The 26,728-nt window shown below is 34.8% G+C and carries 26 protein-coding genes; 9 read left to right on the top strand and 17 right to left on the bottom strand.

Annotated features, from left to right (window positions below; all coding sequences use genetic code 11):
* Positions 1 to 92 precede the first annotated feature (92 nt).
* Entirely contained in the window at positions 93 to 668 is a 576-nt protein-coding gene (locus N4T20_RS02125) for a chalcone isomerase family protein (RefSeq protein WP_260671485.1), read from the bottom strand.
* A gap of 495 nt (positions 669 to 1,163) precedes the next feature.
* Between N4T20_RS02125 and N4T20_RS02120 the strand changes: the two genes are divergently transcribed.
* The 5 genes from N4T20_RS02120 to N4T20_RS02100 all read left to right on the top strand — a co-directional run bounded on the left by N4T20_RS02120 (position 1,164) and on the right by N4T20_RS02100 (position 5,152).
* Positions 1,164 to 2,306: an acyl-CoA dehydrogenase gene (locus N4T20_RS02120; RefSeq protein WP_260671484.1), complete on the top strand. Its 1,143-nt coding sequence runs from the start codon at positions 1,164 to 1,166 to the stop codon at positions 2,304 to 2,306.
* 137 nt (positions 2,307 to 2,443) lie between these two features.
* Positions 2,444 to 3,421 carry a M20/M25/M40 family metallo-hydrolase gene (locus tag N4T20_RS02115; protein ID WP_260671483.1) on the top strand — a complete coding sequence of 326 codons (978 nt, stop codon included), beginning with the start codon at positions 2,444 to 2,446 and terminating at the stop codon, positions 3,419 to 3,421.
* A gap of 35 nt (positions 3,422 to 3,456) precedes the next feature.
* Positions 3,457 to 4,134 carry an SDR family oxidoreductase gene (locus N4T20_RS02110; RefSeq protein ID WP_260671482.1) on the top strand — a complete coding sequence of 226 codons (678 nt, stop codon included), beginning with the start codon at positions 3,457 to 3,459 and terminating at the stop codon, positions 4,132 to 4,134.
* A 27-nt stretch (positions 4,135 to 4,161) separates the two neighbouring features.
* Entirely contained in the window at positions 4,162 to 4,530 is a 369-nt protein-coding gene (locus N4T20_RS02105; protein WP_260671481.1) for a four helix bundle protein, read from the top strand.
* Between the two features lie 19 nt (positions 4,531 to 4,549).
* Positions 4,550 to 5,152, top strand: coding sequence for a SprT-like domain-containing protein (locus tag N4T20_RS02100; RefSeq protein ID WP_260671480.1), 603 nt, complete (start codon positions 4,550 to 4,552; stop codon positions 5,150 to 5,152).
* A gap of 66 nt (positions 5,153 to 5,218) precedes the next feature.
* On the opposite strand, the gene N4T20_RS02095 is transcribed toward N4T20_RS02100, so the two are convergent.
* The 6 genes from N4T20_RS02095 to gcvP form a co-directional block, all read right to left on the bottom strand.
* Entirely contained in the window at positions 5,219 to 5,983 is a 765-nt protein-coding gene (locus tag N4T20_RS02095; RefSeq protein ID WP_260671479.1) for an ABC transporter ATP-binding protein, read from the bottom strand.
* Positions 5,983 to 6,729 carry an MlaE family ABC transporter permease gene (locus tag N4T20_RS02090; protein ID WP_012022541.1) on the bottom strand — a complete coding sequence of 249 codons (747 nt, stop codon included), beginning with the start codon at positions 6,727 to 6,729 and terminating at the stop codon, positions 5,983 to 5,985. The genes N4T20_RS02095 and N4T20_RS02090 overlap by 1 nt, the downstream gene beginning before the upstream one ends.
* A 79-nt stretch (positions 6,730 to 6,808) precedes the next feature.
* Positions 6,809 to 7,657 (bottom strand): glycosyltransferase family 2 protein, encoded by an 849-nt coding sequence (locus N4T20_RS02085; protein ID WP_260671478.1) that lies wholly within the window; start codon positions 7,655 to 7,657, stop codon positions 6,809 to 6,811.
* A gap of 98 nt (positions 7,658 to 7,755) precedes the next feature.
* Positions 7,756 to 8,277, bottom strand: a complete 522-nt coding sequence (locus N4T20_RS02080; RefSeq protein WP_260671477.1) for a methyltransferase — start codon at positions 8,275 to 8,277, stop codon at positions 7,756 to 7,758.
* 338 nt (positions 8,278 to 8,615) lie between these two features.
* Positions 8,616 to 9,674 (bottom strand): 3-oxoacyl-ACP synthase III family protein, encoded by a 1,059-nt coding sequence (locus N4T20_RS02075; protein WP_260671476.1) that lies wholly within the window; start codon positions 9,672 to 9,674, stop codon positions 8,616 to 8,618.
* A gap of 673 nt (positions 9,675 to 10,347) precedes the next feature.
* Complete coding sequence (gene gcvP / locus N4T20_RS02070) at positions 10,348 to 13,197, bottom strand: aminomethyl-transferring glycine dehydrogenase (RefSeq protein WP_260671475.1); 2,850 nt, start codon at positions 13,195 to 13,197, stop codon at positions 10,348 to 10,350.
* Positions 13,198 to 13,392: 195 nt separating this feature from the next.
* On the opposite strand from gcvP, the gene N4T20_RS02065 reads away from it, so the two are divergent.
* The 4 genes from N4T20_RS02065 to N4T20_RS02050 all read left to right on the top strand — a co-directional run bounded on the left by N4T20_RS02065 (position 13,393) and on the right by N4T20_RS02050 (position 16,806).
* Positions 13,393 to 14,205: a hypothetical protein gene (locus N4T20_RS02065; protein WP_260671474.1), complete on the top strand. Its 813-nt coding sequence runs from the start codon at positions 13,393 to 13,395 to the stop codon at positions 14,203 to 14,205.
* A 577-nt stretch (positions 14,206 to 14,782) separates the two neighbouring features.
* Complete coding sequence (locus tag N4T20_RS02060; protein ID WP_260671473.1) at positions 14,783 to 16,045, top strand: cation:proton antiporter; 1,263 nt, start codon at positions 14,783 to 14,785, stop codon at positions 16,043 to 16,045.
* 166 nt (positions 16,046 to 16,211) lie between these two features.
* Positions 16,212 to 16,454 carry a type II toxin-antitoxin system HicA family toxin gene (locus tag N4T20_RS02055; protein ID WP_260671472.1) on the top strand — a complete coding sequence of 81 codons (243 nt, stop codon included), beginning with the start codon at positions 16,212 to 16,214 and terminating at the stop codon, positions 16,452 to 16,454.
* Between the two features lies 1 nt (position 16,455).
* Complete coding sequence (locus tag N4T20_RS02050; RefSeq protein ID WP_260671471.1) at positions 16,456 to 16,806, top strand: type II toxin-antitoxin system HicB family antitoxin; 351 nt, start codon at positions 16,456 to 16,458, stop codon at positions 16,804 to 16,806.
* A gap of 33 nt (positions 16,807 to 16,839) precedes the next feature.
* Here the strand turns inward: N4T20_RS02050 and N4T20_RS02045 are convergent, their stop codons facing one another.
* The 10 genes from N4T20_RS02045 to N4T20_RS02000 form a co-directional block, all read right to left on the bottom strand.
* Positions 16,840 to 17,499, bottom strand: a complete 660-nt coding sequence (locus N4T20_RS02045) for a vancomycin high temperature exclusion protein (protein WP_260671470.1) — start codon at positions 17,497 to 17,499, stop codon at positions 16,840 to 16,842.
* A 131-nt stretch (positions 17,500 to 17,630) separates the two neighbouring features.
* Complete coding sequence (locus N4T20_RS02040; protein ID WP_260671469.1) at positions 17,631 to 19,658, bottom strand: M3 family metallopeptidase; 2,028 nt, start codon at positions 19,656 to 19,658, stop codon at positions 17,631 to 17,633.
* Between the two features lie 36 nt (positions 19,659 to 19,694).
* Positions 19,695 to 19,982, bottom strand: a complete 288-nt coding sequence (locus N4T20_RS02035; RefSeq protein ID WP_260671468.1) for a type II toxin-antitoxin system RelE/ParE family toxin — start codon at positions 19,980 to 19,982, stop codon at positions 19,695 to 19,697.
* Positions 19,982 to 20,209 (bottom strand): hypothetical protein, encoded by a 228-nt coding sequence (locus N4T20_RS02030; protein ID WP_260671467.1) that lies wholly within the window; start codon positions 20,207 to 20,209, stop codon positions 19,982 to 19,984. Before N4T20_RS02030 ends, N4T20_RS02035 begins: the two co-directional genes overlap by 1 nt.
* Before the next feature lie 160 nt (positions 20,210 to 20,369).
* Positions 20,370 to 20,855: a 5-(carboxyamino)imidazole ribonucleotide mutase gene (gene purE, locus N4T20_RS02025; protein ID WP_073418297.1), complete on the bottom strand. Its 486-nt coding sequence runs from the start codon at positions 20,853 to 20,855 to the stop codon at positions 20,370 to 20,372.
* A 108-nt stretch (positions 20,856 to 20,963) separates the two neighbouring features.
* Positions 20,964 to 22,121 (bottom strand): 5-(carboxyamino)imidazole ribonucleotide synthase, encoded by a 1,158-nt coding sequence (locus N4T20_RS02020; protein WP_260671466.1) that lies wholly within the window; start codon positions 22,119 to 22,121, stop codon positions 20,964 to 20,966.
* Between the two features lie 335 nt (positions 22,122 to 22,456).
* Entirely contained in the window at positions 22,457 to 23,008 is a 552-nt protein-coding gene (locus N4T20_RS02015) for a hypothetical protein (protein ID WP_260671465.1), read from the bottom strand.
* Positions 23,009 to 23,029: 21 nt separating this feature from the next.
* Positions 23,030 to 24,394 carry a TonB-dependent receptor gene (locus N4T20_RS02010; RefSeq protein ID WP_260671464.1) on the bottom strand — a complete coding sequence of 455 codons (1,365 nt, stop codon included), beginning with the start codon at positions 24,392 to 24,394 and terminating at the stop codon, positions 23,030 to 23,032.
* A gap of 155 nt (positions 24,395 to 24,549) precedes the next feature.
* Positions 24,550 to 25,131 carry a Plug domain-containing protein gene (locus N4T20_RS02005; protein WP_260671463.1) on the bottom strand — a complete coding sequence of 194 codons (582 nt, stop codon included), beginning with the start codon at positions 25,129 to 25,131 and terminating at the stop codon, positions 24,550 to 24,552.
* 275 nt (positions 25,132 to 25,406) lie between these two features.
* On the bottom strand, positions 25,407 to 26,681 hold the full coding sequence (locus N4T20_RS02000; RefSeq protein WP_260671462.1) for a PQQ-dependent sugar dehydrogenase: 1,275 nt from the start codon (positions 26,679 to 26,681) through the stop codon (positions 25,407 to 25,409).
* Positions 26,682 to 26,728: the final 47 nt, after the last annotated feature.

Here is a 26,728-nt window from a genome sequence, read left to right as displayed (position 1 = left end):
AATAATGTATTTCGCATCAAATTTATAAAACAAAAAAGAAAACCCGAAAACTACTTGGTTTTCGGGTTTTGGAATATTCAAAAAATTAAGAATTATTGTCCTAATAAGTGTTTTTTCAAAGTTTCGTCTACTGGTTTGTCAGAAAGCCAGATTCCGAACAATGCTTTTTTGAAATCAAATCCAGGAATTTTTCCTTTTAGCACTTCATTTTTGCTTACGTAAACATTTTGGTCTAAAGGATTGTATGCTAAAATAAAAACATCTTTTTCTGTAATAGCGTCACTTAAATAGGTTTTTAGCTGCTCGATTCTCGGGCGCAATTGCTCAAGATTTGCACCTGCAGATTTTTCAAAACCTGTATTCATTGCTTTTGTCAGTTTGTTTGAAGAAACCATAGAAGAAGTAATTTCGATTCTAACTGCCATTTCAGTATCACTATCAATAATGAATTGCGGATCTTGAGTTAATTGAGATAAATACAATGCCTGAACATAAACTTCTAACCACATTTTTGATCTTCCGCCTGCTCCATTTAATTGCAATGACTTGCCTTGAAATTCTATTTTTCTAGGAACTGTCACGCCATTAACATCAATTTGAGTTTGGGCTGAAACAGTAGAAAATTGCAAACTTAAAAGGACTGTCAGTAAAAGTAAAATCTTTTTCATATTCTATCAAATTTTTATTTTTAAGGCAAAAATAATAGTAATTTATTAATATTTGGGTCATATTTAAAATGTTTTTTTACTAAAATTTTTGCAGTTGGTTTTTGTATTACATTAGCAATCAATTTAGTAAGAGTAGGTTTACGTACTTTTACTGATTTTAAGAATTGTTTAAGTTTTCTGTCATTTAAAAACTGCTTTTTTTAGATTTAAATGCACTTTTAAGGCTAATTTTTCAGTTGGAAATTTTATAGAATTTGTTGTCAAATTAATGCTCTTTTGAAAAAAAAGTTAAATTATCACGAAAACGTTATCGTAATCTTTGCTGATCTATTAATTTTATATGCGCGCATTGTAATTTAAACATTTAAAAAGTATCTTTGGAAGCCTTTGCATTAAAAAGTAAAGCATCGAAAAAATACAAAAAACATAAAAAAATCATCAACTAAAGAAATCTGTTTGAAATCTGGTTGAGAAAAACATTTAAAGTAAACTACTATGGATTTTAATCTTACCGAAGAACATTTAATGATTCAGCAGGCAGCAAGAGATTTTGCTCAAAATGAATTATTGCCGGGAGTTATTGAACGTGACGAAAAACAAATTTTTCCAACTGAGCAGATCAAGAAAATGGGTGAGCTTGGATTTATGGGAATGATGGTTGATCCTAAATATGGAGGAAGCGGTCTAGACGCTGTTTCTTATGTTATTGCAATGGAGGAAATCTCTAAAGTTGATGCTTCTGCTTCTGTTGTAATGTCGGTAAACAATTCATTAGTTTGCTGGGGATTGCAAGAATTTGGGACAGAAGAACAAAAGCAAAAATATCTTCCAGGTCTAGCTTCTGGAGAAATTCACGGTGCGTTTTGCTTAAGCGAACCTGAAGCGGGAAGTGATGCTACTTCTCAAAAAACTACTGCAGTTGATATGGGTGACCACTATTTGGTTAATGGTACAAAAAACTGGATTACAAACGGAAATACTGCATCTGTATATTTGGTAATTGCGCAAACTCATCCAGAATTAAAGCACAAAGGAATCAACGCTTTGATTATGACGAAAGATATGCCAGGTTTCTCAATTGGCCCGAAAGAGCAAAAAATGGGAATCCGCGGTTCTGATACGCACTCTTTAATGTTTTCTGATGTGAAAGTTCCAAAAGAAAACAGAATCGGTGAGGATGGTTTCGGATTTAAATTTGCAATGAAAACACTTGCTGGAGGTAGAATTGGTATCGCCTCTCAAGCTTTAGGAATTGCTTCTGGAGCTTATGAATTGGCTCTGAAATATTCTAAAGAGCGTAAAGCTTTCGGAACAGAGATTTGCAACCATCAGGCAATTGCTTTCAAATTGGCAGATATGGCTGTGAATATTGAAGCAGCTCGTCATTTATGCATGAAAGCAGCTTGGGATAAAGACCAGCATAAAAACTACGACGTGAGCGGTGCAATGGCTAAACTTTTTGCTTCGCAGGTTGCAATGGATACTACAGTTGAAGCTGTTCAGATTCATGGAGGCAACGGATATGTAAAAGAATATCATGTAGAGCGTTTAATGCGTGATGCCAAAATTACTCAGATTTACGAAGGAACTTCTGAAATTCAGAAAATTGTAATCTCTAGAGCGGTTATTGCAGGATAAATAATCTTTAGAATATATTTTAAACCCTTTCGGCTTTTAGTTGAAAGGGTTTTTTTATGAATATTCTATTACTTTTTCATAAGTTTATGGTCTAATTAATTATTATTTTCAATCATCAGTAAAAAAACAGAAAAACCATGAGAAAACTATATTTCTTGCTTCCCCTTATTTTTTTAGCGTGCAAATCGGGAACTTCAACAACAAATGAAAAAGAAGTAAAAGCAGATTCAAAAACAGTAGAAATCAGCTATAAAGTAAAGGAAAATGAAATCTCAGATTTTTTAAAATATCTTTCTTCTGATGAATTGGAAGGGCGTGAAACAGGAACTAAAGGAATTGAAAAAGCGGCCATTTTTCTGGAAGATTTTTTAAAGAAAAATAAAATCAAACCCTATTTTAAAACTTATCGAGATACTTTGACAAATTTTGAATCTCCTGCTTTTAATATTGTTGGAGTTATTGAAGGGATAGATCCTGAACTTAAAAAAGAATTTGTGGTATTGAGCGCGCATTACGATCATATTGGTATTGAGAAAAAAGATCAGGCTGATAAAATTAATAATGGGGCAAATGATGATGCTTCGGGGGTAACTTCTGTTGCGGCAATGGCGAAGTATTTTAGTGAAACCAAATCAAATAAAAGAAGTATTTTAATTGTATTCTTTGCAGGAGAAGAAAAAGGATTGTTAGGGTCTAAAAGTTTGGTGGAGAAATTAAAAAAACAAAATTTCAATCTTTATACGCAATTAAATATTGAGATGATTGGCGTGCCGATGAAACGAGATTATCTGGCTTACATTACAGGTTACGACAAATCGAATATGGCGCAAAAAATAAACGAGTACACTGGAAAAAACACTATTGGATTTTTGCCAAAAGAAGCAGAATATCAATTATTCTACCGTTCTGACAATTATTCATTCTTTCAAGCTTTTGGAAAACCATGCCAATCCATAAGCACTTTTGATTTTGAAAATTTTGATTTTTATCACCATGTTTCAGATGAATTTAAAGTAATGGATATTCCTCATATTACTGCATTCACACAAGAATTATTGCCAGCCGTGACAAAAATTGCTGTTTCGCCGACACAAGAAATAACCATGATTAAATAAGACGCTGTTTTACAGCATTTGATTATTTTTGCGACATGAAAAATATTATCGTTACAGGAACAAGCAGAGGAATTGGTTATGAGTTAGCCTTGAAATTTGCTGAAGCTGGCCATCAAGTTTTGGCCATTTCCAGAAAAATACCGCAAGCACTTTTAGAACATCATAATGTAACTTGTCTGTCTGTTGATTTGGCAGATGAAACGGCTTTAGATCAGGTTGAAAGTTTTCTTTCTTCAACGTGGAAAAAAGTAGATGCAGTGGTTCATAATGCAGGGGCTTTGCTTTTGAAACCTTTTGAGCAAACCACTCAAGCAGACTTTGAAAGCATTTATAAAGTGAATGTTTTTGCGGTGGCCAATTTAACTCGCATCTGTATTCCGTATTTAGGAAAAGGAAGCCATATTGTCACCATAAGTTCAATTGGCGGTGTTCGTGGAAGTTTAAAATTTGCAGGACTCGCAGCTTATAGTTCGAGTAAAGGTGCTGTAATCACTTTAACCGAATTATTGGCAGAAGAATATAAAGAAAAAGGAATCTCATTTAATGTTTTAGCTTTGGGTTCTGTTCAAACCGAAATGCTGAATGAAGCTTTCCCGGGTTATCAGGCGCCAATTTCGGCCGAAGGAATGGCAACTTATATTTATGATTTTACTCTTAACGGAAATAAATATTTTAATGGAAAAGTTCTCGAAGTCTCTTCAACCAATCCTTAATTAATTGTAAATTATGAATTATGAATTATGAGTGAGAGTATTGTGAAAACTAAAAGTTTTGAGTTAGCTGTAAGAGGAGTTAATTTCTACAAATGGCTAGTTGCGGAAAGGAAAGAATTTATAATGAGTAAACAATTTTTACGCTCTGTTACCTCTGTAGGTGCAAATGTTCGTGAAGCTGTGAATGCGCAAAGCAAACCTGATTTTATTCATAAGTTATCGATTTCTCAAAAAGAATGTGATGAATCAATGTATTGGTTGGAAATATTAATTGCTACGAATTATATTTCTGATGCTGAATTTGAATCAATGCACAAGCAATGTGCGGAAGTGTTAAAGATCATAAAAAGTATAATCATAACGTCAAAGAAAAAACTCATAACTCATAATTCATAATTTATAATTCACAACTATTTTGAGCGAAACTTTAGCTAAATACATTCCTGAACACGCGGTAAAACCCGTTTTCGATTTGATAGTGGCCAATCAGGTTCATTTGAAAATTGTCAACGAGCGTCAGACGCGTCATGGAGATTATAGGCGCGGTCCAAGCGGAAAGCATGAAATTACGGTTAATGCTAGTTTAAATAAATATAGGTTTTTGATTACGTTAATTCACGAAATTGCTCATTTGGTTGCGTTTGAGAAGTTTGGGCGAAATATAAAACCGCACGGTAATGAATGGAAATTTACTTTTCAGCGTTTAATGGTTCCGTTTATTCGGCCAGAAATATTTCCGGGACAGATTTTGCCGTTGCTTGCGAGACATTTTAAAAATCCTTCAGCAAGCAGTGACACTGATACGACTCTATCTTTGGCTTTAAAACAATATGATAAAGACAATGATAAGAACTATGTTTTTGAGATTCCGTACGGAAGTGTTTTTAGGATCAAAAACGGTAAAATATTCAAGAAATTGGCTGTTAGAACCAAACGTTTTGAATGCATCGAAATTAGCTCGGGAAAGACTTATCTTTTTAATCCAAATGCTGAGGTAGAATTAATCAATATTCAATAAAAAAATCCCAAATTCCAAGAGTTTACTACAATTGGAATTTGGGATTTTAATATTGAATTTAAAATATTATAATCCTTTTAAATAAGCTTCACGCACTTTTTTGAATAAGTTTGAAGAATATACAAACTTCACGATGGCTTCATTATCGGTTCTAAAAATTTCTTCTTTAGTTCCTTGCCAAGCTTTTAATCCTTTTTTTAAGAAAACGATATTTTCACCAATTTCCATCACAGAATTCATATCGTGGGTATTGATTACTGTTGTGATATTGTATTCTTTTGTAATTTCTTGAATCAAGTTGTCAATCAAAATAGAAGTGTTTGGATCTAGACCTGAGTTTGGTTCATCGCAAAACAAATATTTTGGATTGTTTACAATAGCGCGCGCAATCGCCACACGCTTCTGCATACCTCCTGAAATCTCTGAAGGCAATTTTTTGTGTGCATCGACCAGATTTACTCTTTCTAAAACAAAATCGACACGCTCTTTAATTTGAGCTTTGTTGTTTTTGGTAAACATTTTAAGAGGGAAAGCCACATTTTCTTCAACTGTCATCGAGTCAAATAAGGCAGAACCTTGAAATACCATTCCGATTTCAGTTCTTAGTTCACGTTTTTCGTCTTTATCTAAATCAGAATAAACTCTTCCGTCAAATTCAATTGTTCCAGAGTCTGGAGTGTGAATTCCTAATAATGTTTTTAATAAAACCGTTTTTCCAGATCCACTTTGTCCGATAATCAAGTTGGTTTTTCCAGTTTCAAATACGGTCGAAACGCCTTTTAAAACTTTGCTGTCACCAAATGATTTTTCTATATTTTTTACTTCTATCATTATCCTAATAATAATTGCGTTAATATATAATTTAGAAGGATAATAGTAACAGATGTCCATACAAATGACGTTGTACTTGCCTTACCAACTTCTAATGCGCCACCTTTCATATAATAACCATGAAAAGATGGAATTGTTGCCAATAACATAGCAAAGATTAAAGTTTTGATAAATGCATACGTGATATGAAACGGTATGAAATCTTTCTGAGCTCCCATGATAAAATCTGCGCCTGTAGAGAATCCTCCGTAAGCGCAAGCAAGCCATCCTCCAAAAATTCCTAAAAACATACTGATTCCGATTACAAAAGGATACATCAATAAAGCTATAATTTTTGGAAAAACAAGGTAATTTACAGAGTTAACTCCCATAACCTCTAATGCATCAATTTGTTCTGTAACACGCATTGTCCCGATACTGGAAGTAATGTAAGAACCCATTTTTCCGGCCATAATTACCGAGATAAAAGTAGGGGCAAACTCCAAAACTACCGATTGACGCGTTGCGAAACCAATTAGATATTTCGGAATTAAGGGATTGGTTAAGTTTAATGCAGTTTGAATGGCAACAACTCCTCCAATGAAGAAAGATATAAAGCAGACAATTCCAAGTGAATCAATAATCAAGTCGTCAATTTCTTTGAAAATTAAATTTTTCATGACAGGCCATTTGGTCTGTTTATTGAAAATTTCTTTCAGCATTAAAAAATATTTCCCTATTTGGGATAAATAACGAATTAGCATCATAAGTTTTAAATATTGGCTAAGGTAAAAAGAAGTTATGAGTTTTGAGTCATGAGTTAAGAGTTTTCGGCACGTTTCCGAATCAAATTAACTTTTTTTTCATTTTTTGCAAACGATAATTTCTGATAAACTTAGCTTGTTCAGGAGTTACCAATAAAGGAGTTTTTGCTTTTTTTGCTTTCAAAAAGCCCTTAATGTAATCCAAAAATAGAAATGGTTTTTTCTTCATCATGGCCAGTTTTGCCGAAGCAATCGCTGTGATCCAAAAACCATAACCTAAAGTATAAAAAGCCTCGCCTTGTTTGTAACGAGCTGTTTTGTTGTAATTTGCGCCTGTAGGTTTTAGGTGTTTTACGTGTAAAGATTGGTCGGTAACAATTTTCCAATCGTAAAATTTACACAATAATTCATCTACAGTATCCCAGCCCATGGCAGGTTTTAAACCTCCAATTTGCTGGAAAGTTTCCTTGCGATATGCTTTTAAAGCACCGCGAATATGATCTTTATCGGTAAGGTTTTCCAAAACCCATTCGCCGTTTTTATCAATATAACAGAATCCGCCAACCATACCGATTTTAGGATCAGATTCGAAATGTCTGATGATCGTTTCGAAATAGTTTGGAGGAAAAATTAAATCGCCGTCTATTTTTACAATAATATCGTAATCAGAATCTAAAGTGTCAAAGCCTTTCTGAAATGCCTGAATTACTTTGCTTCCCGGTAAATGAATCGCATCTGAAGTTTTGTTGACAACAGAAATGTATGGATTTTCTTTTGCGAATCCCAAAACAACTTCTTCTGTTTTATCTGTCGAATTGTCGTTTACAACCACAATTTTTGACGGCAAAACAGTTTGCGAGACCAAAGATTGTAAGGTCAGGCCAATTAAATCTTGCTCGTTATGCGCGGGAATGACGATATAATATTTCATAAATTTTCAATTTAAATTCCAATCTCTTAAATTCCAAATTCCAATCTTAACGTAAGTGCTAAAATTGGAATTTGGGATTTTTTTATTGGAATTTGATATTAAGCTCTTTCAGCTACAACAATGTAATACCTCGGAGTGAAATATCTTAATAACGGTCTAAGTCCAAGTTTTTTTACCGGATGTGTAAATTGCAAACGATCTGTAATTTTCCAGCCTGTTTTTTCTAAAAGCCAGTCCAATTGCCAGTCTTCAAATTCGTGGTAATGTCTGTCCCACATATCAGTTTTTGAACGATATGCTGGTGAAAACCATAAACGTAACGGAATTGAGATTAACAATTTATCACATTTTACATTTTGTAAAATCGTGTACGGATTCAGTAAATGTTCGAAAATTTCAAATGCCGTAAAAACAGTGTATTCTTCTGTCTGTAAAGCCGTTTGATCGTTGTCTAAATCTTCGCCTTTAGTATTTTTAACGGTATACCCATTTTCTTCCATTATTTTGGAAAACGGATTTGGTACGCCAAAATCAAAAATGGTTTCAGATGTGCTGACGTGTTTTTTTAAAAACTCTAAAGTAAGTTTGAATCTTTTATTCGGAAACGTTTTTTCGTACATAGTCGCTGCGAGGAACGAAAGTATCTCTCGTTCTTGATTTTATAATTAGGTCGCAAATATACAAAGTTATCTGCTTTTTTGTGTTTTTTAATTTGAAGGAAAATAAAAAGTCCGCATTAAAATGTTGTTTTAAATGCGGACCTATATAAGTTTTTTATAAACTAATCAAAGCTTGGGAGAAGCGCAATATTTATAGCCTATTTTATAATTCTCAGAAAGAAGCTCCGTAGGAGCGAAATCTTTTGTTTTCGACATATCGTTCCTCTGGAGCTTTTTCGAAAGATTGATTAATCTATTCTATAAATATATGATTCCTCTGGAACTGATGTTTCTATAAATTAATATCTATAAACAAAAGCATTAATGTTCATTCCAGCTCCAACCGAAGCAAAAATAATTACATCACCTTTATTGATTTCTTGGTTTTCAATTTTTCCTTGCAGAATTAAATCGAATAGAGTAGGAACCGTTGCAACGCTGCTGTTTCCTAAATCATGAATGCTCATTGGCATGATATCTTTTGGAGGAGTTTTATCATAAAGTTTGTAAAAGCGTTCGATAATTGCTTCGTCCATTTTTTCATTTGCTTGGTGAATCAGGATCTTTTTAACCTCGTCGATTCCAATTCCGCTTTGGTCTAAGCAGCTTTTCATAGCGCACGGAACATTGCTTAAAGCAAATTCGTAAATTTTACGACCGTACATTTTAATGTATTTAATGTCTGGATCTAAATCTTTATTATATGATTTTCCGAAGAAAAGATAATTGGCTTCATCATTAGCAAAAGTGGCACTTTCGTAAGATAATAATCCTGCTTCATCGGTTGATGCTTCTAAAATTGAAACTCCGGCACCATCAGAATAAATCATCGAATCGCGATCGTGATCATCGACAACTCTAGATAATGTTTCGGCTCCAATTACCATAACTCTTTTTGCCATTCCCGATTTAATAAAAGCATTGGCTTGCAAAACACCCTCAATCCAGCCTGGACAGCCAAAAAGAATATCGTAAGCCACGCATTTTGGATTTTTGATTCCTAATTTGTTTTTTACACGTGTTGCTAAACTTGGTAAAATATCGGTTTGGTGTGTGCCTGTTTTTACATCGCCAAAATTATGGGCAAAAATGATGTAGTCTAAAGTTTCGGCATCGATTCCGGCATTGGCAATAGCTTTTTCGGCTGCAAAAAAGGCTAAATCAGATGCATTGTATTGTGGTTCGGCATAACGGCGATTTTGGATTCCCGTAATACCTTTAAATTTTTTAATTACAACTTCATTCGGATAACCAAAAGGAGTCCCATCCTCATTTAAAAAAACATGTTTGTCAAAATCTGTGTTTTTTACTTCTAGATTAGGAATATAACTCCCAATACCAATAATTTTTATTTTCATTTTTCCCTTTATTATCCGATAAATTTAGTGCTAATGTATAAATAATATTATGATAACAATCATAAAAAATAGTATGCGTGCATACAATTGTGAAAAAACGATTTTTCGGTTGATATATTGTTTTTTTTCTAATGATTTTTTAATATTTCCGAGATTTCAAACGATTGAAGATGATTTTTAAGGTGAAGTTTTTTGGGTATTATTTTGACTTTTTAGAAATAATTTCACAAAACATTAGCTAAAAGTTATGTTTCTTTAAATCAGATTTCTTCTCGGCTGTTTTGTTTAAAAAGTTTCAGGTTTCATGTTTCAGGTTTCAAGTTTCAAGTTTCAGGTTTCACGTTTAAACCTGAAACAAAAATAAAACCTGTCTGGTTTTCTGAATGCGGATTTGCGTGAGGGATAGGAGTGAGCTACCGAAGTAGCACGGATAGCCCGACAGCATCCCGATAAAAGGGCGTATAAACGCAAAGTGAGTTAGCCCTTTTATCGGGATGGTGGCACGCCCAGATAATTTATTTTGTTGAAAAGTTTAAAGTTTCAGGTTTTAAGTTCCTGCATAACGTGAAACCTGAAACTTTAAACCTGAAATAAAAAAACAAAACCCGACAGTCCCGAAGCTTCGGGATAAAATCTGTCGGGTTTGAATAAATATATAAAGAAATCTAATTTCTTAGCTTTCCATATAAGCTTCAATAGGAGCACAGCTGCAAACTAAATTTCTGTCACCATAAGCATCATCTACACGACGAACTGATGGCCAGAATTTGTTTTCGGCAATGTAATCTAATGGGTAAGCTGCTTTTTCTCTTGTATAAGGGAAATCCCAGTTGTCAGTTGTTAACATTGCTAACGTGTGAGGCGCATTTTTTAATACGTTGTTTGTGTCCTCAGCTGTTGCTGCTTCAATCTCTTTTCTGATTGAGATAAGAGCATCGCAAAAACGATCTAACTCTGCTAAATCTTCAGATTCTGTAGGCTCGATCATTAAAGTTCCAGCAACAGGGAAAGAAACTGTTGGAGCGTGGAAACCGTAATCCATTAAACGTTTAGCGATATCACCAACTTCAATTCCTTTTTCTTTAAATGCACGGCAATCTAAAATCATTTCGTGAGCAGCTCTTCCGCATTCTCCAGTGTAAAGAATAGGGTAGTGTCCTTCAAAACGCGCTTTCATGTAGTTAGCATTTAAGATAGCGTGTTCTGTAGCACTTTTTAATCCGTCAGCCCCCATCATGGTGATGTAGCCATAAGAAATTAAACAAACTAAAGCAGATCCGTAAGGTGCAGATGAAATTGCTGTGATTGCATTTTCGCCTCCTACTTTTAAGATTGGGTTGGTTGGTAAAAATGGAACTAGTTTTTCGTTCACACAAATTGGTCCAACTCCAGGTCCGCCACCTCCGTGAGGAATAGCGAATGTTTTGTGTAGGTTTAAGTGACAAACGTCAGCGCCAATTGTAGCAGGATTTGTTAATCCAACCTGCGCGTTCATGTTTGCACCATCCATATATACTAATCCGCCATTTTCGTGGATTAATTTTGTAATTTCAATAATTGAAGATTCGAAAACTCCGTGAGTAGAAGGATACGTTACCATTAAGCAAGATAAATCATCTTTGTGCTCAATCGCTTTTTCTCTTAAATCTTCTACGTCAATATTTCCTTCTGGAGTCGTTTTAGTAACGATGATTTTCATTCCAGCCATCGCTGCAGAAGCAGGATTTGTTCCGTGAGCTGATGAAGGAATCAAACATACATTACGGTGACCTTCGTTTCTTGACATATGGTAAGCGCGAATAGCCATTAAACCAGCATATTCTCCCTGAGCTCCAGAGTTTGGCTGTAATGTTGTTCCAGCAAATCCGGTAATTACATTTAATTGCTGCTCTAATTTTTTAAGCATCGTGATGTAACCTTCTGCTTGCTCAACTGGTGCAAACGGGTGAATGCTGTTCCAGTTTGGCATTGAAAGAGGCAACATTTCAGAAGCTGCGTTCAATTTCATTGTACAAGAACCTAATGAAATCATCGAGTGATTCAATGATAAATCTTTACGCTCTAATTTTTTGATATAACGCATTAACTGGCTTTCTGAATGGTGATTGTTGAAAACATCGTGTGTCAAGAAAGCAGAAGTTCTTTCTAACGAAGCTGGTAATTGACTTGTTTCAGTCAATTCAGAAACAGTGAAAGTTTCTTTTCCTAAAGCTTCAGCAAAAATGGCAATGATTTGGTTGATGTCAGCAATCGAAGTTGTTTCGTTGAATGAAATCGAAATCGATTCAGCATCTGGATAGAAGAAGTTTACTTCGTTTTTCTCTGCTACAGCTTTTACTTTTTGAGCATCTGCTTTTACTAAAATAGTGTCAAAGTAAGCTGTATTCGTTTGGTAGACTCCCAATTTATTTAAAGCTTCAGCAGCAGTAACCGCCGATGCGTGAACTTTGTTTGCAATGTATTTTAAGCCTTTTGGTCCGTGGTAAACAGCATACATTCCGGCCATAACAGCTAATAAAACCTGAGCCGTACAAATGTTTGAAGTCGCTTTTTCACGTTTAATGTGCTGCTCGCGAGTTCCTAAAGCCATACGTAAAGCGCGATTTCCGTTTGTATCGATCGAAACTCCAATGATACGGCCCGGCATAGATCTTTTGTATTCTTCTTTGGTTGCAAAATACGCAGCGTGAGGACCGCCGTAACCCATTGGCACACCAAAACGTTGTGTAGTTCCAACCACAACAGCAGCTCCCATTTCTCCTGGCGAAGTTAAAGTTGCCAATGATAAAATATCAGCAGCAAAAGCTACTTTAATTTCGTTTTCTTGTGCTTTAGCAACAAAAGCGCTATAATCGTTTACCTGACCATATTTTCCAGGGTATTGTAAAATAGCACCGAAAAATTCATTTGAAAAATCAAATGTTTCATGGTTTCCAACCACTAACTCAATTCCAATTGGAGTGGAACGAGTTTGAAGTACAGATAAAGTCTGCGGTAAAATTTCTTCAGAAACGAAGAATTTGTGTGTATTGTTTTTCTTTTGGTCACGAGTACGAACGTCAAATAATAACGCCATAGCTTCGGCAGCAGCAGTTCCTTCATCTAATAAAGATGCGTTTGCAATTTCCATTCCTGTCAATTCAATAACAGTAGTTTGGAAGTTTAAAATAGCTTCTAAACGACCTTGAGCAATTTCTGCTTGGTATGGTGTGTAAGCCGTGTACCAACCTGGGTTTTCAAAGATATTTCTCTGAATTGGAGCTGGAACAATTGTTGGATGATAACCCAAACCAATATATGATTTGAATACTTTGTTTTTCTTTCCTAATTCCTGAATGTGGTTTGCAAATTCATATTCTGTCATTGCAGGATCTAAATTCAAAGGCGCTTTTAAACGAATATCATCTGGAAGGGTTTCATAAATAAGTCGCTCGATAGAGTCAACTCCAATAGTTTTCAGCATATGCTGAAGATCTGTTTCTCTTGGACCAATGTGTCTTAAAGCAAAAGCATCTGTTTTCATGTAGCTATCTAAGTTTTTTTAATTAATGTGTTCGTGCACCATTTTGCTGTACGAATCACATTTAAAAGTAAATGTGTTGTTTTTTGTGGCGCAAAATTAAGTATTATTAATAATTTAATAGGTATTTTTAACTTCATTTTTTATCAAATTTATAATCAAAGACTTGGTTTGTTAATAAATGATTAGATTTGGGGTATGATAGTATCAAAACGCATCTTAGATTTTTATCTGAATAGCAGTATTCATGTGGCTTTATCGTGTTATGCTCTAGTTCATATTACTTTTCATGTGTTTCATATTCAATACGATGAGCCCATGGCGCTCTTTGTTTTTTTTGGAACAATCGTAGGGTACAATTTTGTGAAATATGATGCTTTGGTTCGCGTAAAGAAAAATCCGATTGGAACTCAGCTGAAAATTATTGCCGTCCTGAGTTTTATATCTCTTATTTTGGTTGGCTATTATTTTTTCCATTTAAAGCTAATTACCCAAATTGTTTCTGTTGGAATTTTTGCCATAACCGCACTTTATACTTTGCCTTTTTTCCCCAATAGAAAAAATGCTAGAAATTGGGCTGGAGTAAAAATTTACATTGTTGCACTATGCTGGGTTGGAGCTACTTTGGTTTTGCCTCTAATAAATGCCGAAATTCCGTTTACGACAGATTTCTTTATAAAATGTATTCAGCGGTTTATATTGGTTTTTGTGCTGATTCTGGTTTTCGAAATTTTAGATTTGGCCAATGACGATCCGCATTTGCAAACCGTACCGCAGACAATAGGAGTAAAGAAGACAAAACTTTTAGGCTTTCTATTATTGATTCCGTTTTGGTTTTTAGAAGTTTTTATCACAACATTCAATTATCATGATGCCGTAATAAATTTGATTATGGTTACAATGCTGATGCTGTTTATTGCTTTCGCCAACCCTAATCGTTCCAAATATTATACTTCTTTTTGGGTAGAAAGCGTTCCAATTTTTTGGTGGCTTATGGTGATGTTTTTATAAAAATAGTTTGGGCGTGCCCCCGATAATACAAGAGGGCAAAATTACTTTGCGCTTATTTGCCCGCTTGTATTATCGGGGTCGGGCTATCCGCGCTACTTCGGTAGCAAGCTCCTATCCCTCACGCAAACCGTAAAATGAGAAAATTCATTTACAAAAGAATAGCTATCCATTTTTTATGAATTGCCTCCAGCTTTAGCTGAGGGAGAAATAATCACCGAATGTCTAAAGGCTTTAGCCAAACTTCTCCTTTTGGCTAAAGCCTAGATCAGAAACTAAATTTAACCTCCAGCTAAAGCTAGAGGCAATTGAAATTATATTTTGGATCTGCTAAAAATCTGTTGAATCTGCGTGAAATGAAAAAGATTAAATATTGTTTTCAGAAACTTCTTTTAAGACCTTATTTCTTTTCAAAAGAAAATGGGTAAGATGCTTTTTCAAGAATGCTATTATGATTTCTTCATTTTATTCTTTCAAAAATAATTGAAACATATTTAACGAATTATAAAGTTATGTTAATTCAAACCTTGAAATTTTCGATTAAATTATGATGCAGCTATTTTTGTAAAAATCACATTTTATGGAATTATACTACACTTTTTCGGTGCTAATCGTATTGGCATCTTTCTTCGCCTATTTAAATCTAAGATTTTTAAAACTTCCGGGAACCATCGGAATCATGATTATTGCTATGCTGGTTTCAGTTGGAATTCGCCTTTTGGGAGATTCTTATTTTCCTGCAACCACCAAACACTTTTTTGATCTAATCAAGCAATTTGATTTCAATGAAATCTTAATGGGAGCGATGTTAAACTTTCTTTTGTTTGCTGGAGCTTTGCACGTAAATATGTCTGATCTTAAAGAGCAAAAAGTTCCTATTATGATTTATTCTACGGTAAGTGTAGTGTTGTCTGCCTTAATTGTTTCGATGCTGCTTTATTATATTGCGCCACTTATCGGAATTAATATTCCTTATGTATTTTGTTTGGTTTTCGGAACCCTGATTTCTCCAACCGATCCGATTGTGGTGTTGGGAGTTTTAAAGGAAGCTAAAGTTCCTAAAAGAATAGAAACTAAAATCGTTGGTGAATCTTTATTTAATGATGGAGTAGCGGTTGTAATGTTTGCTGTAGTTTTAAAGATGGCAACCGATCCAACATTTGATGTGACTTTTAGTTCAATTTCTTGGCTGTTTATAAAAGAGGGAATCGGAGGGCTTTTATTGGGAGGCGTTTTTGGATTTACGGCATCAAAAGTCATGAAAAAAATCGATGATTATAAAGTTTCGGTTTTAATCACGCTCTCTATTGTAACAGGAGGATTTTTAGTTGCTCAAGCGCTACACGTTTCTAGCCCGCTTGCGATGGTTGTTGCGGGACTAATTATTGGAAACTATGGTAAAAAAGTCGCCATGAGCGAAGTAACCAAAGATTACCTTGGGAAATTTTGGGAGCTTATAGATGAAATCTTAAATGCGGTATTGTTTTTATTTATTGGTTTCGAATTATTATTGCTGCCAGATTTGAACAAACAATTGCTGACAGGTCTTGTAGCTATTTTTATCGTACTGTTTTCAAGGTTAACCGCTATAGTGCTGCCGTGGAAATTCTTTGATATCTTTAAGTTCTTTGGAATAAAATCTGCCTATAACAAAGGCTCTTTGATGGTTTTAGTTTGGGGAGGAATTCGTGGAGGAGTGTCAATCGCACTTGTGCTTTCTATGCCAGAAGGAGAATATAAAAATTTATTGCTGGAGGTAACTTATATCGTTGTTTTGTTCTCAATTGTAGTGCAAGGGTTGACCGTTGGGAAATTGGCAAAAAAAGTTTTAGAGAAAGAGTAGCAATAATAGACTAAAGATCAAAAATCATCTTTGAGACCTGCAAGTTATTCTTGTGGGTCTTTTTATTTGAAGCTGCCTATTTGAATGATTTTTCTTATTTTTGTTCTTTACTTTTTATTTGTAACTGAAATATAGTTGCGAATGAAAAATTAAATAATAAATTTGTATGAGTAAGATTGATAAACTTATTGAAAAGTTAAAATCAAAGCCTAAGGATTTTTCTTGGGATGAAATGGTGAAAGTTTTAAAATATTTTGGATACGAGCAGATTTCACAAGGAAAAACAGGTGGTTCAAGAAGAAAATTTGTAAATGAAAATAAACAGATTATAAGTTTGCATGAACCGCATCCGCAGAAGGTTTTGAAAAGCTATCAGCTTGATATTATTATTGAACATTTGGAATTGTAAGATGAAAAACTATTTAGAATATAACGGATATATTGGAACACTAGAATTTTCTGCAGATGATAAAATATTCTTTGGGAAAATTCAAGGGATAAATGATTTAGTCACTTTTGAGGGATCTTCGGTTACAGAATTAGAAGAATCATTTAAAGAAGCTGTTGACGATTATTTAGAAACGTGTAAATTATTGAATAAAGCTCCAGATAAAACTTATAAAGGTTCTTTTAATGTTAGAGTATCACAGGAATTGCATCAAAAAATATCCCTTTTGGCAACAAAAAAAGGATTGAACTTAAATGAGATTGTAAAAGAAGCATTGTCTTATGTTGTCAAGCATGAGGAAATCTTAAATTAAAAGCCCGAAATAGGAATATTTCGGGCTTTATTTTTATCGCTTATCTTCTTTAGAATAATTTGATTCTCCGTTTATATTAATTTCTTCTCCTAAAAAACGGGGCTGACGATTTCTCAGAACATCAAAAAAGGATTTGAAAATAGAACCGTATTCTCTAAAGCAAACATACTTATATCCGAGATACTCTCCATTGTTTGCAGAATAACCAACCGATTTGATTCCTAATTTTTGACCAATATAAATGGCACGGTTTAAATGATATTCTTGCGAAATCAAAGTAGCTTTTTTAATCTTAAAAATATGTTTTGCACGGTACATCGTCGAATAGGTGTCAAAACCTGCATAGTCAATGAAAATCTTTGTGGTATCAACACCATGATTGTAGCAATAATTTTTCATTACAGTTAATTCATCATATTCATCACGGCCATTATCTCCCGAAAGCAGAATTTTATTAATGCGTTTTGCTTTCCAGAGCATAATTCCGGCATCCAAACGATCTTTTAAATATTTGCTTGGCTGATTTCCGTTAATTCCAGCTCCAAAAATAATTCCGACATCATTCTTCGGAAATTTTTTAACCGAATAATAAATTTTAGTTTTGGTTGAAGATTTTACATAATAGTTTACGGCAACAATGGCAATTAATCCAATAATTGCAAGATATAGGGCTATTTTAAAATATTTTTTCACGGCAGATATTTGTAAGATTAAGATTTAAAACACGAAGATAGTTAAAGTAAAACCAAATAAAAAACCGAAGTATTTCTACGTCGGTTTTAAAAATATTTAATAGTCTAAGAAGTCTAAAAATCTAAGAAAGTCTAAAGTAATCCTGCTCTTTTCAACAAAGCTTCAGGTTTTGGTTCTTGGCCTCTAAAACGTTTGTACAAAGTCATTGGGTGTTCTGTTCCTCCTTTAGAAAGTACATTGTCTTTGAATTTTTTCGCAATTTCTTCATTGAAGATTCCATTTTCATGGAAATATTCAAAAGCATCGGCATCTAAAACTTCTGCCCATTTGTAGCTGTAATAGCCAGAAGAATATCCGCCCTGGAAAATGTGCGAAAATGCAGTGCTCATCGCATTTTCTTTCACATCAGGGTACAATTGTGTGTTGGCAAATTGTTCTATTTCGAAAGCTTTTAAATCGGTAATATTAGTTGGGTCTTGTCCGTGCCATGCCATATCCAATAATCCGAAACTTAACTGGCGCAATGTTGCCAAACCTTCTTGGAAACTTGCACTTTCTTTAATTTTCTGAACATATTCAATCGGAATAATTTCTCCCGTTTCGTAATGATTGGCAAACAAAGCCAAAGCTTCTGGTTCGTAACACCAGTTTTCCATAATCTGGCTTGGCAATTCTACGAAATCCCAGTAAACAGAAGTTCCTGATAAACTTGGGTAAACCGTATCGGCCAACATTCCGTGTAAACCGTGACCGAATTCGTGAAATAAAGTTGTTACTTCATTAAAAGTCAATAACGAAGGTTTTGTTTCTGTTGGTTTTGTAAAGTTGCAAACATTCGAAATGTGCGGTCTTTCGTTTACACCGTCTTTTACATATTGCGATTTGAATGAAGTCATCCAAGCACCGTTTCTTTTTCCTTTTCTTGGGAAAAAATCCGCATAGAAAATCGAAACTAAATCGCCGTTAGCATCTTTCACTTCGTAAGTTGTAACTTCTTCGTGGTATTTATCAATATCAAAAACCTCTGTAAAAGTTAATCCGTATAGTTTTTGGGCAACTGTAAAAGCACCGTCCAAAACTTTTTCTAATTGAAAATAAGGTTTCAGTTTTTCATCATCTAAATTGAAAAGCTGTTGTTTCAATTTTTCTGAATAATATGCGCCATCCCATTTTTCTAATTTTTCGATTCCGTCCAGCTCTTTCGCGAAAGCGGTTAATTCAGCAAATTCTTTTTGAGCGGCTGGTTTCGCTTTTGCTAATAAATCATTTAAAAAAGAAAAAACTTTTTCCGGGCTTTCGGCCATTCTTTCTTCCAAAACAAAATGAGCGTGCGTTTTATAGCCTAATAAATTGGCTCTTTCATGACGCAGTTTCGCAATTTTCAGAACGTTTTCTTCATTGTTGAATTCATTTTTCTGAAAACCTTTTGCTCCAAAAGCAATAGCCATTTTTTTACGCAATTCGCGATTATCGGCGTAAGTCAAAAAAGGAACATAGCTTGGATGGTCTAAAGTGAAAATCCAGCCTTCTTTTTCCTGATTTTTGGCTAATAATCGGGCAGCTTCGATAGTTCCTTCAGGCAAACCTGATAAATCTTTTTCATCGGTTAAATGCAATTCGAAATTGTTGGTTTCTGCCAAAACATTTTCGCCAAACTGTAAACTCAATTTCGATAATTCTTTGTCGATTTCTCTTAATTGGTTTTTCTTGTCTTCTGGAAGATTCGCTCCGTTTCTGGAGAAACTTTTGTATTTTTTGTCTAATAAAGTCGTTTGCTCTGCATTCAGATTCAAACTTTCTTTTTGATCGTAAACGGCTTTTACACGTGCAAACAATTCCGCGTTTAAGCGAATATCATTTCCTAATTCTGAAAGCCAAGGCGAAACTTCCTGAGCAATTTTCTGCATTTCGTCATTCGTTTCTGCCGAATTTAAATTGAAAAAAATACTCGAAAGACGATCTAAAATATCGCCTGAAAAATCCATTGCCACGATTGTGTTTTCAAAAGTGGGTGCCTCCGGATTATTTACAATCGCATCAATTTCGGCTTTAGCCAAAGCGATTCCTTCCTGAAAAGCAGGAACGTAATCTTCGATTTTTATCTGCGAAAAAGGCGCGGTGTTATGTTTGGTGTTGAAATATTGTGTTAAGATGCTCATATTATTTATGCTGTTTAAAAATATAAAATTAGGAAATCATAATTTGAATTTATTCGTGTCTTGAAAAGTATTCCAAAAACGTAGTAATTCCAAATTAGTGTTTTCGATACGATAGTAAAGTGAAATCTGTTTGGTGATGACAATTTTATAAACGTTTTTATAATTTGTTTTAAGAAATAAAACATTGTCATTTTTTAAAAGTGCAATTGTGGTATTTACTTTTTCGATGAAATTAAGAGCAACTTTTTCTGACCATTCTGCTTCTAAATAATCGATGTTGTTCCAAAAGTCTTGTTTTGCTTGTGGAGCCCAAATTACATTCATTATTTGAAGTATTTTGAATAACGATTTTTGGTTTCTTCCATAACCACATCATGCGAAATTCCTTCATTATTGTCCAAAGAATAAATTGCCTCATTTATATTGCTTTTTTGCTCTTCGGAAAGGCTTTCTTTAGATTGAATGAACTCTACAATTTCCTGAATTAAATCGGGATTATCAATGTCTAAAACTATTTTAGCGAGCTCTATTTTAGAAGTTTGAATGTTCATTTTGCTTTTTTCTCAAAGTTAAGTTTTTCTTTTAGAAATTTTTATAATGATTAGTTAATTCTTACAGTGGCTGATTTCGCAAAGATTCACCAAGAAAAAAACACAGAGATTCACAAAAAATTTGTGAGCCTCTGTGTCTTCTTTATGTATCTCTGTGAAATTATTTCTTCAAACCTTCAGCCGCTTTATTAACCGCCGCTTTTAATTCTTCCTTATAAGAAATAATAGTGTCTAAAACTTTTTTGTCGTGGCTTCCGATGATTTGCGCTGCTAAAATTCCGGCATTTTTTGCTCCGTTTAAAGCTACGGTTGCAACTGGGACTCCGCCTGGCATTTGAAGAATCGATAAAACCGAATCCCAGCCATCAATTGAGTTGCTTGATTTTACCGGAACTCCAATTACTGGAAGCGGAGACATTGAAGCCACCATTCCAGGCAAATGCGCTGCGCCACCTGCTCCAGCAATAATTACTGAAATACCGCGATTGTGTGCATTTTTGCTGAAATCGAATAATTTTTCCGGCGTTCTGTGAGCCGAAACGATATCAACTTCAACTTCTACATTAAATTGTTTTAGTATGTCGATTGCATCCTGCATGACTGGCATATCTGAGATGCTTCCCATTATAATAGCTACTTTGCTCATGTTTTTTGTTGTATTTGTTTCAGGTTTAAAGTTTCAAGTTGTTGGAAACTGTAAACGTTATTTATTTAGTTTTAACTGAATACTGTGAATGAAAACTGACCACTACAATTACTGACCGCTAATCACTTTAATAGTATTCTTAACTTCCTCGGCAATTCTTCTCGCTTCGGCCATATTTTCGTTTACGATTGTCACGTGTCCCATTTTTCTGAAAGGGCGAGTTTGTTTTTTACCGTAAATATGTGGTGTAACGCCATTCCATCCTAAAATAGTTTCGATGTTTTCATAGACTACATTTCCAGAATGACCTTCGGCGCCGACTAAATTTACCATAATTCCGGCCACTTTGCTGTCTGTATTTCCTAACGGAAGATCTAAAATTGCGCGTAAATGATTTTCGAATTGTGAAGTATAACTTGCTTCAATAGAGTAATGTCCAGAATTGTGTGGGCGAGGAGCTACTTCGTTTACCAAAATATCGTCGTCCTGAGTCTGGAACATTTCAACAGCTAAAAGTCCAACATGATTGAAATTCTCTGAAACTTTCAAGGCAACTGCTCTCGCTTTTTCAGCAACTTTATCGTCGATTCTTGCGGGACAGATTACGTATTCAACCTGATTGGCTTCTGGGTGAAATTCCATTTCAACAACCGGATATGTTTTCATTTCTCCTGATGGATTTCTTACCACAATCACCGCCAATTCGTTTTTGAAAGGAACCATAGTTTCTGCAATGCATTCTACATTTGGAAGCGTATCTAAATCTGAAACCTGGCGAACTATTTTTACGCCATTTCCATCATAACCAAATTCGGTGCATTTCCAAACGAAAGGCGCCTCGACTTCGTTTGATGCAACGGCAGATTTAAGATTGTCTAAATTTTCAAATCTTTTGTAGGGTGCAGTTGGGATATTATTTTTAGCGTAAAAGTCTTTTTGAACACCTTTATTCTGAATTCCTTTTAAGGTTTTTGGAGACGGATATATTTTTAAACCTTCGTTTTCCAATTGCGTTAAAGCTTCAAGATTTACCAATTCGATTTCAAAAGTCAAAACATCGACTTGTTTCCCGAAGTTGTAAACCGTTTCATAGTCCATTAAATCGCCCTGAAAGAATTTGTTGCAGGCAATTTTACTAGGTGCTTCGTCGCTCGGATCAAGAACGTAAGTTTGTATGTCAAATTTTCTGGTGTCAAACAAAAGCATTTTGCCTAATTGTCCGCCGCCTAATATTCCTAATTTAAAATCAGAAGAAAAATAATTCATTTTGTGTTGTGTTTTTGCAAAGATACTTTTTAATCTTTTTTAGCCAAAATTTAGTTTTTTTAGCCACGAATTCACGAATTATATCTTTTTTAATTTTGCCACAGATTCAAAGGATTAAAATGATTTGCTGCTTTTTGTTTTCCGCCACGAATTCACGAATTATTTTTCACGATAGATTTTTTAGCCACGAATTCACGAATTATATCTTTTTTAATTTTGCCACAGATTAAAAGGATTAAAATGATTTGCTACTTTTTGTTCTCCGCCACGAATTCACGAATTTTTATTAAATCAAAAAGTAAATAATTCGTGAATTCGTGGCTATCAAAAAAAAACTATTTTATTTTCTTCAAAACTTCTTTTGCAACGGCTTTGTAGGCTGCGGAATGATCTCCGAAATCCTTGTCAATAATCACTTTTAGTTCAGGGTGAATCCAATCGTAATAATTTCCTAAAATATATAAGGTTCTGATGGAATAGGCTTTTGTGGCAACTTTGGTATCGTTAATAAGCCAATCGAAAGAGGCTTCGATGCAGTCTTGGAGGTTTTCTTCAGAAAGTTTAATGCAGTTTTCGTTTTTCTTATAATGCGATTTTATCAAAAGTTGGGTCACTTTTGCAATCGGGCGCATGGAACTTTCATCTTTTAAAATCTTCAAATTCGAACAGAAAAAATCAAGATGAGGCTGAAGCCATTGCAATTCCTCGTAAGAAACAAATTCTAAAATCCAGCAGGCTTTATGGTTGTTTTTGTCTGAGGGAGTAAAACAGATAGAAACTAATTCACTAAAAAGTGAAGGGTTTTCTAGAATATCCTGTGCGGCTTTTAGGCGGTTTTCGCGATAAGCATTGACATAATCCAATTTTTTTTGCAGTTCAGACAGCATTTTTTAAGATTTAAGATGGCGCTAAAATAAATAATTTAATGAGATAATTCCGTAATAGTTTATGGGCAGTCCTGGATAATAAAATCTTGGTTGCGCATTTCCAACGGCAGTTGCATTTGTCAAAATCATCGAAGCATATTTTTCGTTTGCCACATTGTTGATTCCTGCATCAAGATGTGCTTTTAAACCTGATAAAATTTCAAATTGATAACCCGTTTTTAAATTTAAAAGTGAATAAGAATCTGAAAAGTCGGCATTCGAATCGTTCATCGGAATTTTATCAGTAAATTGAAAATCGGCTGAAAAATAAAAACCAGAATTTGAGTTTAGATTAAAACCTGCGCTTGCGGTATTGGCAGGAATTCCAGTCAATTTATTTCCAGAATAATCATTTCCTGCATCGATAAACTCTTTAAATTCATAATTTCCAATTGAAGCGCCGACATAAGAATCTAAATTAAAGGTTCGACTAATCGGCCAATTGTGCTTTAATGAAATTTCAATTCCTTCATGAAAAGTTTTTCCAGCATTTATACCTTCATATTGATCGTCTCCGATTCTTTTGGCAACTAATAAATCTTTAATTTCCATTCGATAAGCAGCAATTTCGGCGTATAATTTTTTATCGAAAAGATGAAGTTTGCCGCCCAATTCAAAATTGTAGCCTGTTTCAGGTTTAATGTCCTGATTGATATTTCCTGTTGAGGTTAAAGTTTCTTCGGTTGCAGGAAGAGAAAATCCTCGGCTTGCAGAAAAGTAAAAAGTCTGAACTTCATTTGGTTTAAACAAAAAAGAAAGCTGTGGCGAAAAAATGCCATCATAACTATATTGCTCTTTCTGATTATTCGCCGAAGCGGGGAAATCATTCTGCAGTTCAAACTTGGTTTTGTTGTAATTTAAACCTGCCTGAATTTCAAATCGGTCGGAAAGCAAAGTTCTGATTTGCGAAAAAATATTGTAAAAATGCCTTTTCTGGTCAGTTGCTGAGAGTTGATTGCCTTGTAAACTTCCGTTTCCATTATTTTGCTGATACAGATTTTGAAAAGTATTGGTGCTATAATTGTCGCTGAAATATTCAATTCCGCCAATAAACTGATTTTTGACTTTTCCGATTTTAAAATCGCCTGAAAATTGTGTTCGTGCGCCCGAAGCAAAAGTATATTGGCGCAAAATATCAAAAGGCCTCGGTTCGTTGCTGTCTTTATAATTGATAAAAATTGAAGTCGAATTGCTGAGGTGGCCGTTAATTTTAAAATCATAAGCCAATCCGCCCAAAGTCGATTTATATTCTTTAAAGCCTTTTGAGGCAACCCAAGCGGGAGCGCCTGCCTGCGGATTATTTTCGAAAGTCGTTTTGCCGATAGAACTCGGAATGTAAGCTTTCAAATAAGTGTAATTGGAGAAATAAATCAGTTTACCGTTTTTCTTTCTGAATAATTCTCCGCCAAGCGTAATTCCTTCCCGATTGTAAGCGCTGTTTTGACGCCAGCCATCGGTTTTTAAATTGTGATAACTGAGATTTAAAGAAGAACTTTTTTCATTTAAGTTAAAAGAAACTCTATTTTCAATAATCCGAAAGAACCAAAAACAGAACTGACTTCGGTTTTATAGTTGGAGTTATGAAATGTTTCTGGAGAAATTAAAATCGCTCCGCCCAAACCGGCGCCATAAACACTAGAAAGCGGACCTTTTATAACTTCAATCTGATTGATGTTTTGAAGATCGATATCGTCAATTACGGTTTCGCTGTTTCCGGATGTCAGCGGAATGCTTCCATAAAAAGCTCTGATTTTATTGGTGCCGTAAGGAGTTCTCGCACCAATTCCGCGAATCGAAATTCGGGTTGTGGTAATATTTGAGGACTGCATGAAAACGCCAGGAATTGTGTTAATCACATTGCTAATGTCTGTCGTATTATTTCGCAGCAGTTCTTTTTCGGATAAAATGCCGATCGAAGCGGGGCTGTTTTGCAAATTGCGATTGATGTGAAGGGGGCTTATTAAAACTTCGTTCAGTTTTTGAGTTTTTACCGAATCAATATTTTGGACTTCTTTTTCTTGTGCCGAACTGTTTTTAGAAATAAAAAGAACAAAAAGAAGAAAAAAATATTTTTTGAAAGGCATAAAGGAGTTGGGTTAGGATGCAATTTTAATTAACACATAGAAACATAGCATTGATTGAGGCAAAAAAGGCGTTTTACTTGTCAAAAGCCACATCCCGACATTTCGGGTTTATGTGTGAAAACTAGTTTTCTTAATAACATCTTTTTAAACAATCCCAATCTCGAAATTTCGGGACGGGACTACGTTTCTATGTGTTTAAAATCTTTAAATTTTGTACCAAAGAGCAATTAGCGCTTGGGTTGTAAATAGGAATTTGCGATTTCAAAAATTAGAAATTACCTGTTGGCTGTCACTTTCCAAATTGTATTGCTGCTGTCATCATTTACCAGAAGCGAACCGTCATTCATTACGGTTACGGCAACGGGACGTCCATAAACTTCGGCTTTATTTTCATTAGAAATAAAACCAGTCAGAAAATCTTCTGGTTTTCCTGAAGGTTTTCCATCTTTAAAAGGAACGAATAAAACTTTATAACCCGAAATTTTAGAGCGGTTCCAAGAACCGTGCTGACCTACAAAAGCGCCGTTTTTATATTTTGCAGGAAAGGCATCTTTGTTGTAAAAAGCCAATCCGAGCGATGCTGTATGTGCGCCTACAGGAACATCAGGCACAATTGCTTTTTCGACCAAATCTTTTCTTTCGCCTTTCATTCTAGGGTCAGGAATGCTTCCAAAATAAGAATAGGGCCATCCGTAAAAACCATCTCTTTTTACGCTGGTAATATAATCGGGAACTAGATCGTCGCCCAATTCGTCACGTTCGTTTACTGCTGTCCACAATTCTTTATTAACGGGATTCCAGTCCATTCCCACAGGATTTCTCAGCCCTGAAGCATATATTTTTTCCCCTGTTCCGTCGGGGTTAATCTCGAGAATTCCAGCGCGTCGCACTTCTTTGTCAACGCCATGTTCCGCATTATTGCTTCCAGAACCTACAGAAACATATATTTTGCTTCCGTCAAGACTAGGCAATAAATTTCTCGTCCAGTGATTGTTGTAGCCGCCAGCAGGAAGTTTAAGAATTTTTTCTCCTTTGGTTTCTAGTTTCAGCGGATTGTTTTTATAAGGATAGCGATATAGTCCGTCTGTGTTTGCTATATAGAAAAAGTCTTTTAGAACCAGCATTCCAAAAGGTTTGTTTAGTCCAGAAATAAAAACTTCTCGGGTTTCAAATTTTCCGTCTTTGTCTTTATCTCTTAAAACGGTAATTTGATTTTTGCTTGATCTGGTTCCGCTTTCGACCACAAAAATATCTTGATTTGGCGCAATATAAGTCCAGCGCGGATTTTCGAATCCGTCAGCAAATTTGGTTACCGTAAAACCTTCAGGTGCTTTTGGCGTTTTGCCGGTAGGCCAGCCAATCACTTTACTGTCATTGGTTTTAGATTCGGTAGCGTATGGGGGAGGAAGCGTAATGTCTCCAATAGCGGTTTTTACAACATTTCCAGGCTGTTTGGCTAAGGCTTCTTTTTCTTCTTTTTTTACTTGCCCATTGCAGGCAGTCATTAAGGCTAGTAGTGGAATAGATAACAGGTATAGGGATTTTTTCATTGATTTTTTGGGGTTAAATGATTAGATAACAACAATTTACTGAAAAT

Source organism: Flavobacterium sp. TR2 (assembly GCF_025252405.1).
GTDB lineage: Bacteria > Bacteroidota > Bacteroidia > Flavobacteriales > Flavobacteriaceae > Flavobacterium.
Note: the sequence above shows the minus strand (reverse complement) of the source record. Positions and strands in the feature narration are given on the sequence as shown.

Coding starts and splice junctions, on each gene's coding strand:
- N4T20_RS02125 (WP_260671485.1), bottom strand. CDS start 668: ATGAAAAAGATTTTACTTTTACTGACAGTCCTTTTAAGTTTGCAATTT.
- N4T20_RS02120 (WP_260671484.1), top strand. CDS start 1,164: ATGGATTTTAATCTTACCGAAGAACATTTAATGATTCAGCAGGCAGCA.
- N4T20_RS02115 (WP_260671483.1), top strand. CDS start 2,444: ATGAGAAAACTATATTTCTTGCTTCCCCTTATTTTTTTAGCGTGCAAA.
- N4T20_RS02110 (WP_260671482.1), top strand. CDS start 3,457: ATGAAAAATATTATCGTTACAGGAACAAGCAGAGGAATTGGTTATGAG.
- N4T20_RS02105 (WP_260671481.1), top strand. CDS start 4,162: ATGAGTGAGAGTATTGTGAAAACTAAAAGTTTTGAGTTAGCTGTAAGA.
- N4T20_RS02095 (WP_260671479.1), bottom strand. CDS start 5,983: ATGATAGAAGTAAAAAATATAGAAAAATCATTTGGTGACAGCAAAGTT.
- N4T20_RS02090 (WP_012022541.1), bottom strand. CDS start 6,729: ATGATGCTAATTCGTTATTTATCCCAAATAGGGAAATATTTTTTAATG.
- N4T20_RS02085 (WP_260671478.1), bottom strand. CDS start 7,657: ATGAAATATTATATCGTCATTCCCGCGCATAACGAGCAAGATTTAATT.
- N4T20_RS02080 (WP_260671477.1), bottom strand. CDS start 8,277: ATGTACGAAAAAACGTTTCCGAATAAAAGATTCAAACTTACTTTAGAG.
- N4T20_RS02075 (WP_260671476.1), bottom strand. CDS start 9,674: ATGAAAATAAAAATTATTGGTATTGGGAGTTATATTCCTAATCTAGAA.
- gcvP (WP_260671475.1), bottom strand. CDS start 13,197: ATGAAAACAGATGCTTTTGCTTTAAGACACATTGGTCCAAGAGAAACA.
- N4T20_RS02065 (WP_260671474.1), top strand. CDS start 13,393: ATGATAGTATCAAAACGCATCTTAGATTTTTATCTGAATAGCAGTATT.
- N4T20_RS02060 (WP_260671473.1), top strand. CDS start 14,783: ATGGAATTATACTACACTTTTTCGGTGCTAATCGTATTGGCATCTTTC.
- N4T20_RS02055 (WP_260671472.1), top strand. CDS start 16,212: ATGAGTAAGATTGATAAACTTATTGAAAAGTTAAAATCAAAGCCTAAG.
- N4T20_RS02050 (WP_260671471.1), top strand. CDS start 16,456: ATGAAAAACTATTTAGAATATAACGGATATATTGGAACACTAGAATTT.
- N4T20_RS02040 (WP_260671469.1), bottom strand. CDS start 19,658: ATGAGCATCTTAACACAATATTTCAACACCAAACATAACACCGCGCCT.
- N4T20_RS02035 (WP_260671468.1), bottom strand. CDS start 19,982: ATGAATGTAATTTGGGCTCCACAAGCAAAACAAGACTTTTGGAACAAC.
- N4T20_RS02030 (WP_260671467.1), bottom strand. CDS start 20,209: ATGAACATTCAAACTTCTAAAATAGAGCTCGCTAAAATAGTTTTAGAC.
- purE (WP_073418297.1), bottom strand. CDS start 20,855: ATGAGCAAAGTAGCTATTATAATGGGAAGCATCTCAGATATGCCAGTC.
- N4T20_RS02020 (WP_260671466.1), bottom strand. CDS start 22,121: ATGAATTATTTTTCTTCTGATTTTAAATTAGGAATATTAGGCGGCGGA.
- N4T20_RS02015 (WP_260671465.1), bottom strand. CDS start 23,008: ATGCTGTCTGAACTGCAAAAAAAATTGGATTATGTCAATGCTTATCGC.
- N4T20_RS02005 (WP_260671463.1), bottom strand. CDS start 25,131: ATGCCTTTCAAAAAATATTTTTTTCTTCTTTTTGTTCTTTTTATTTCT.
- N4T20_RS02000 (WP_260671462.1), bottom strand. CDS start 26,681: ATGAAAAAATCCCTATACCTGTTATCTATTCCACTACTAGCCTTAATG.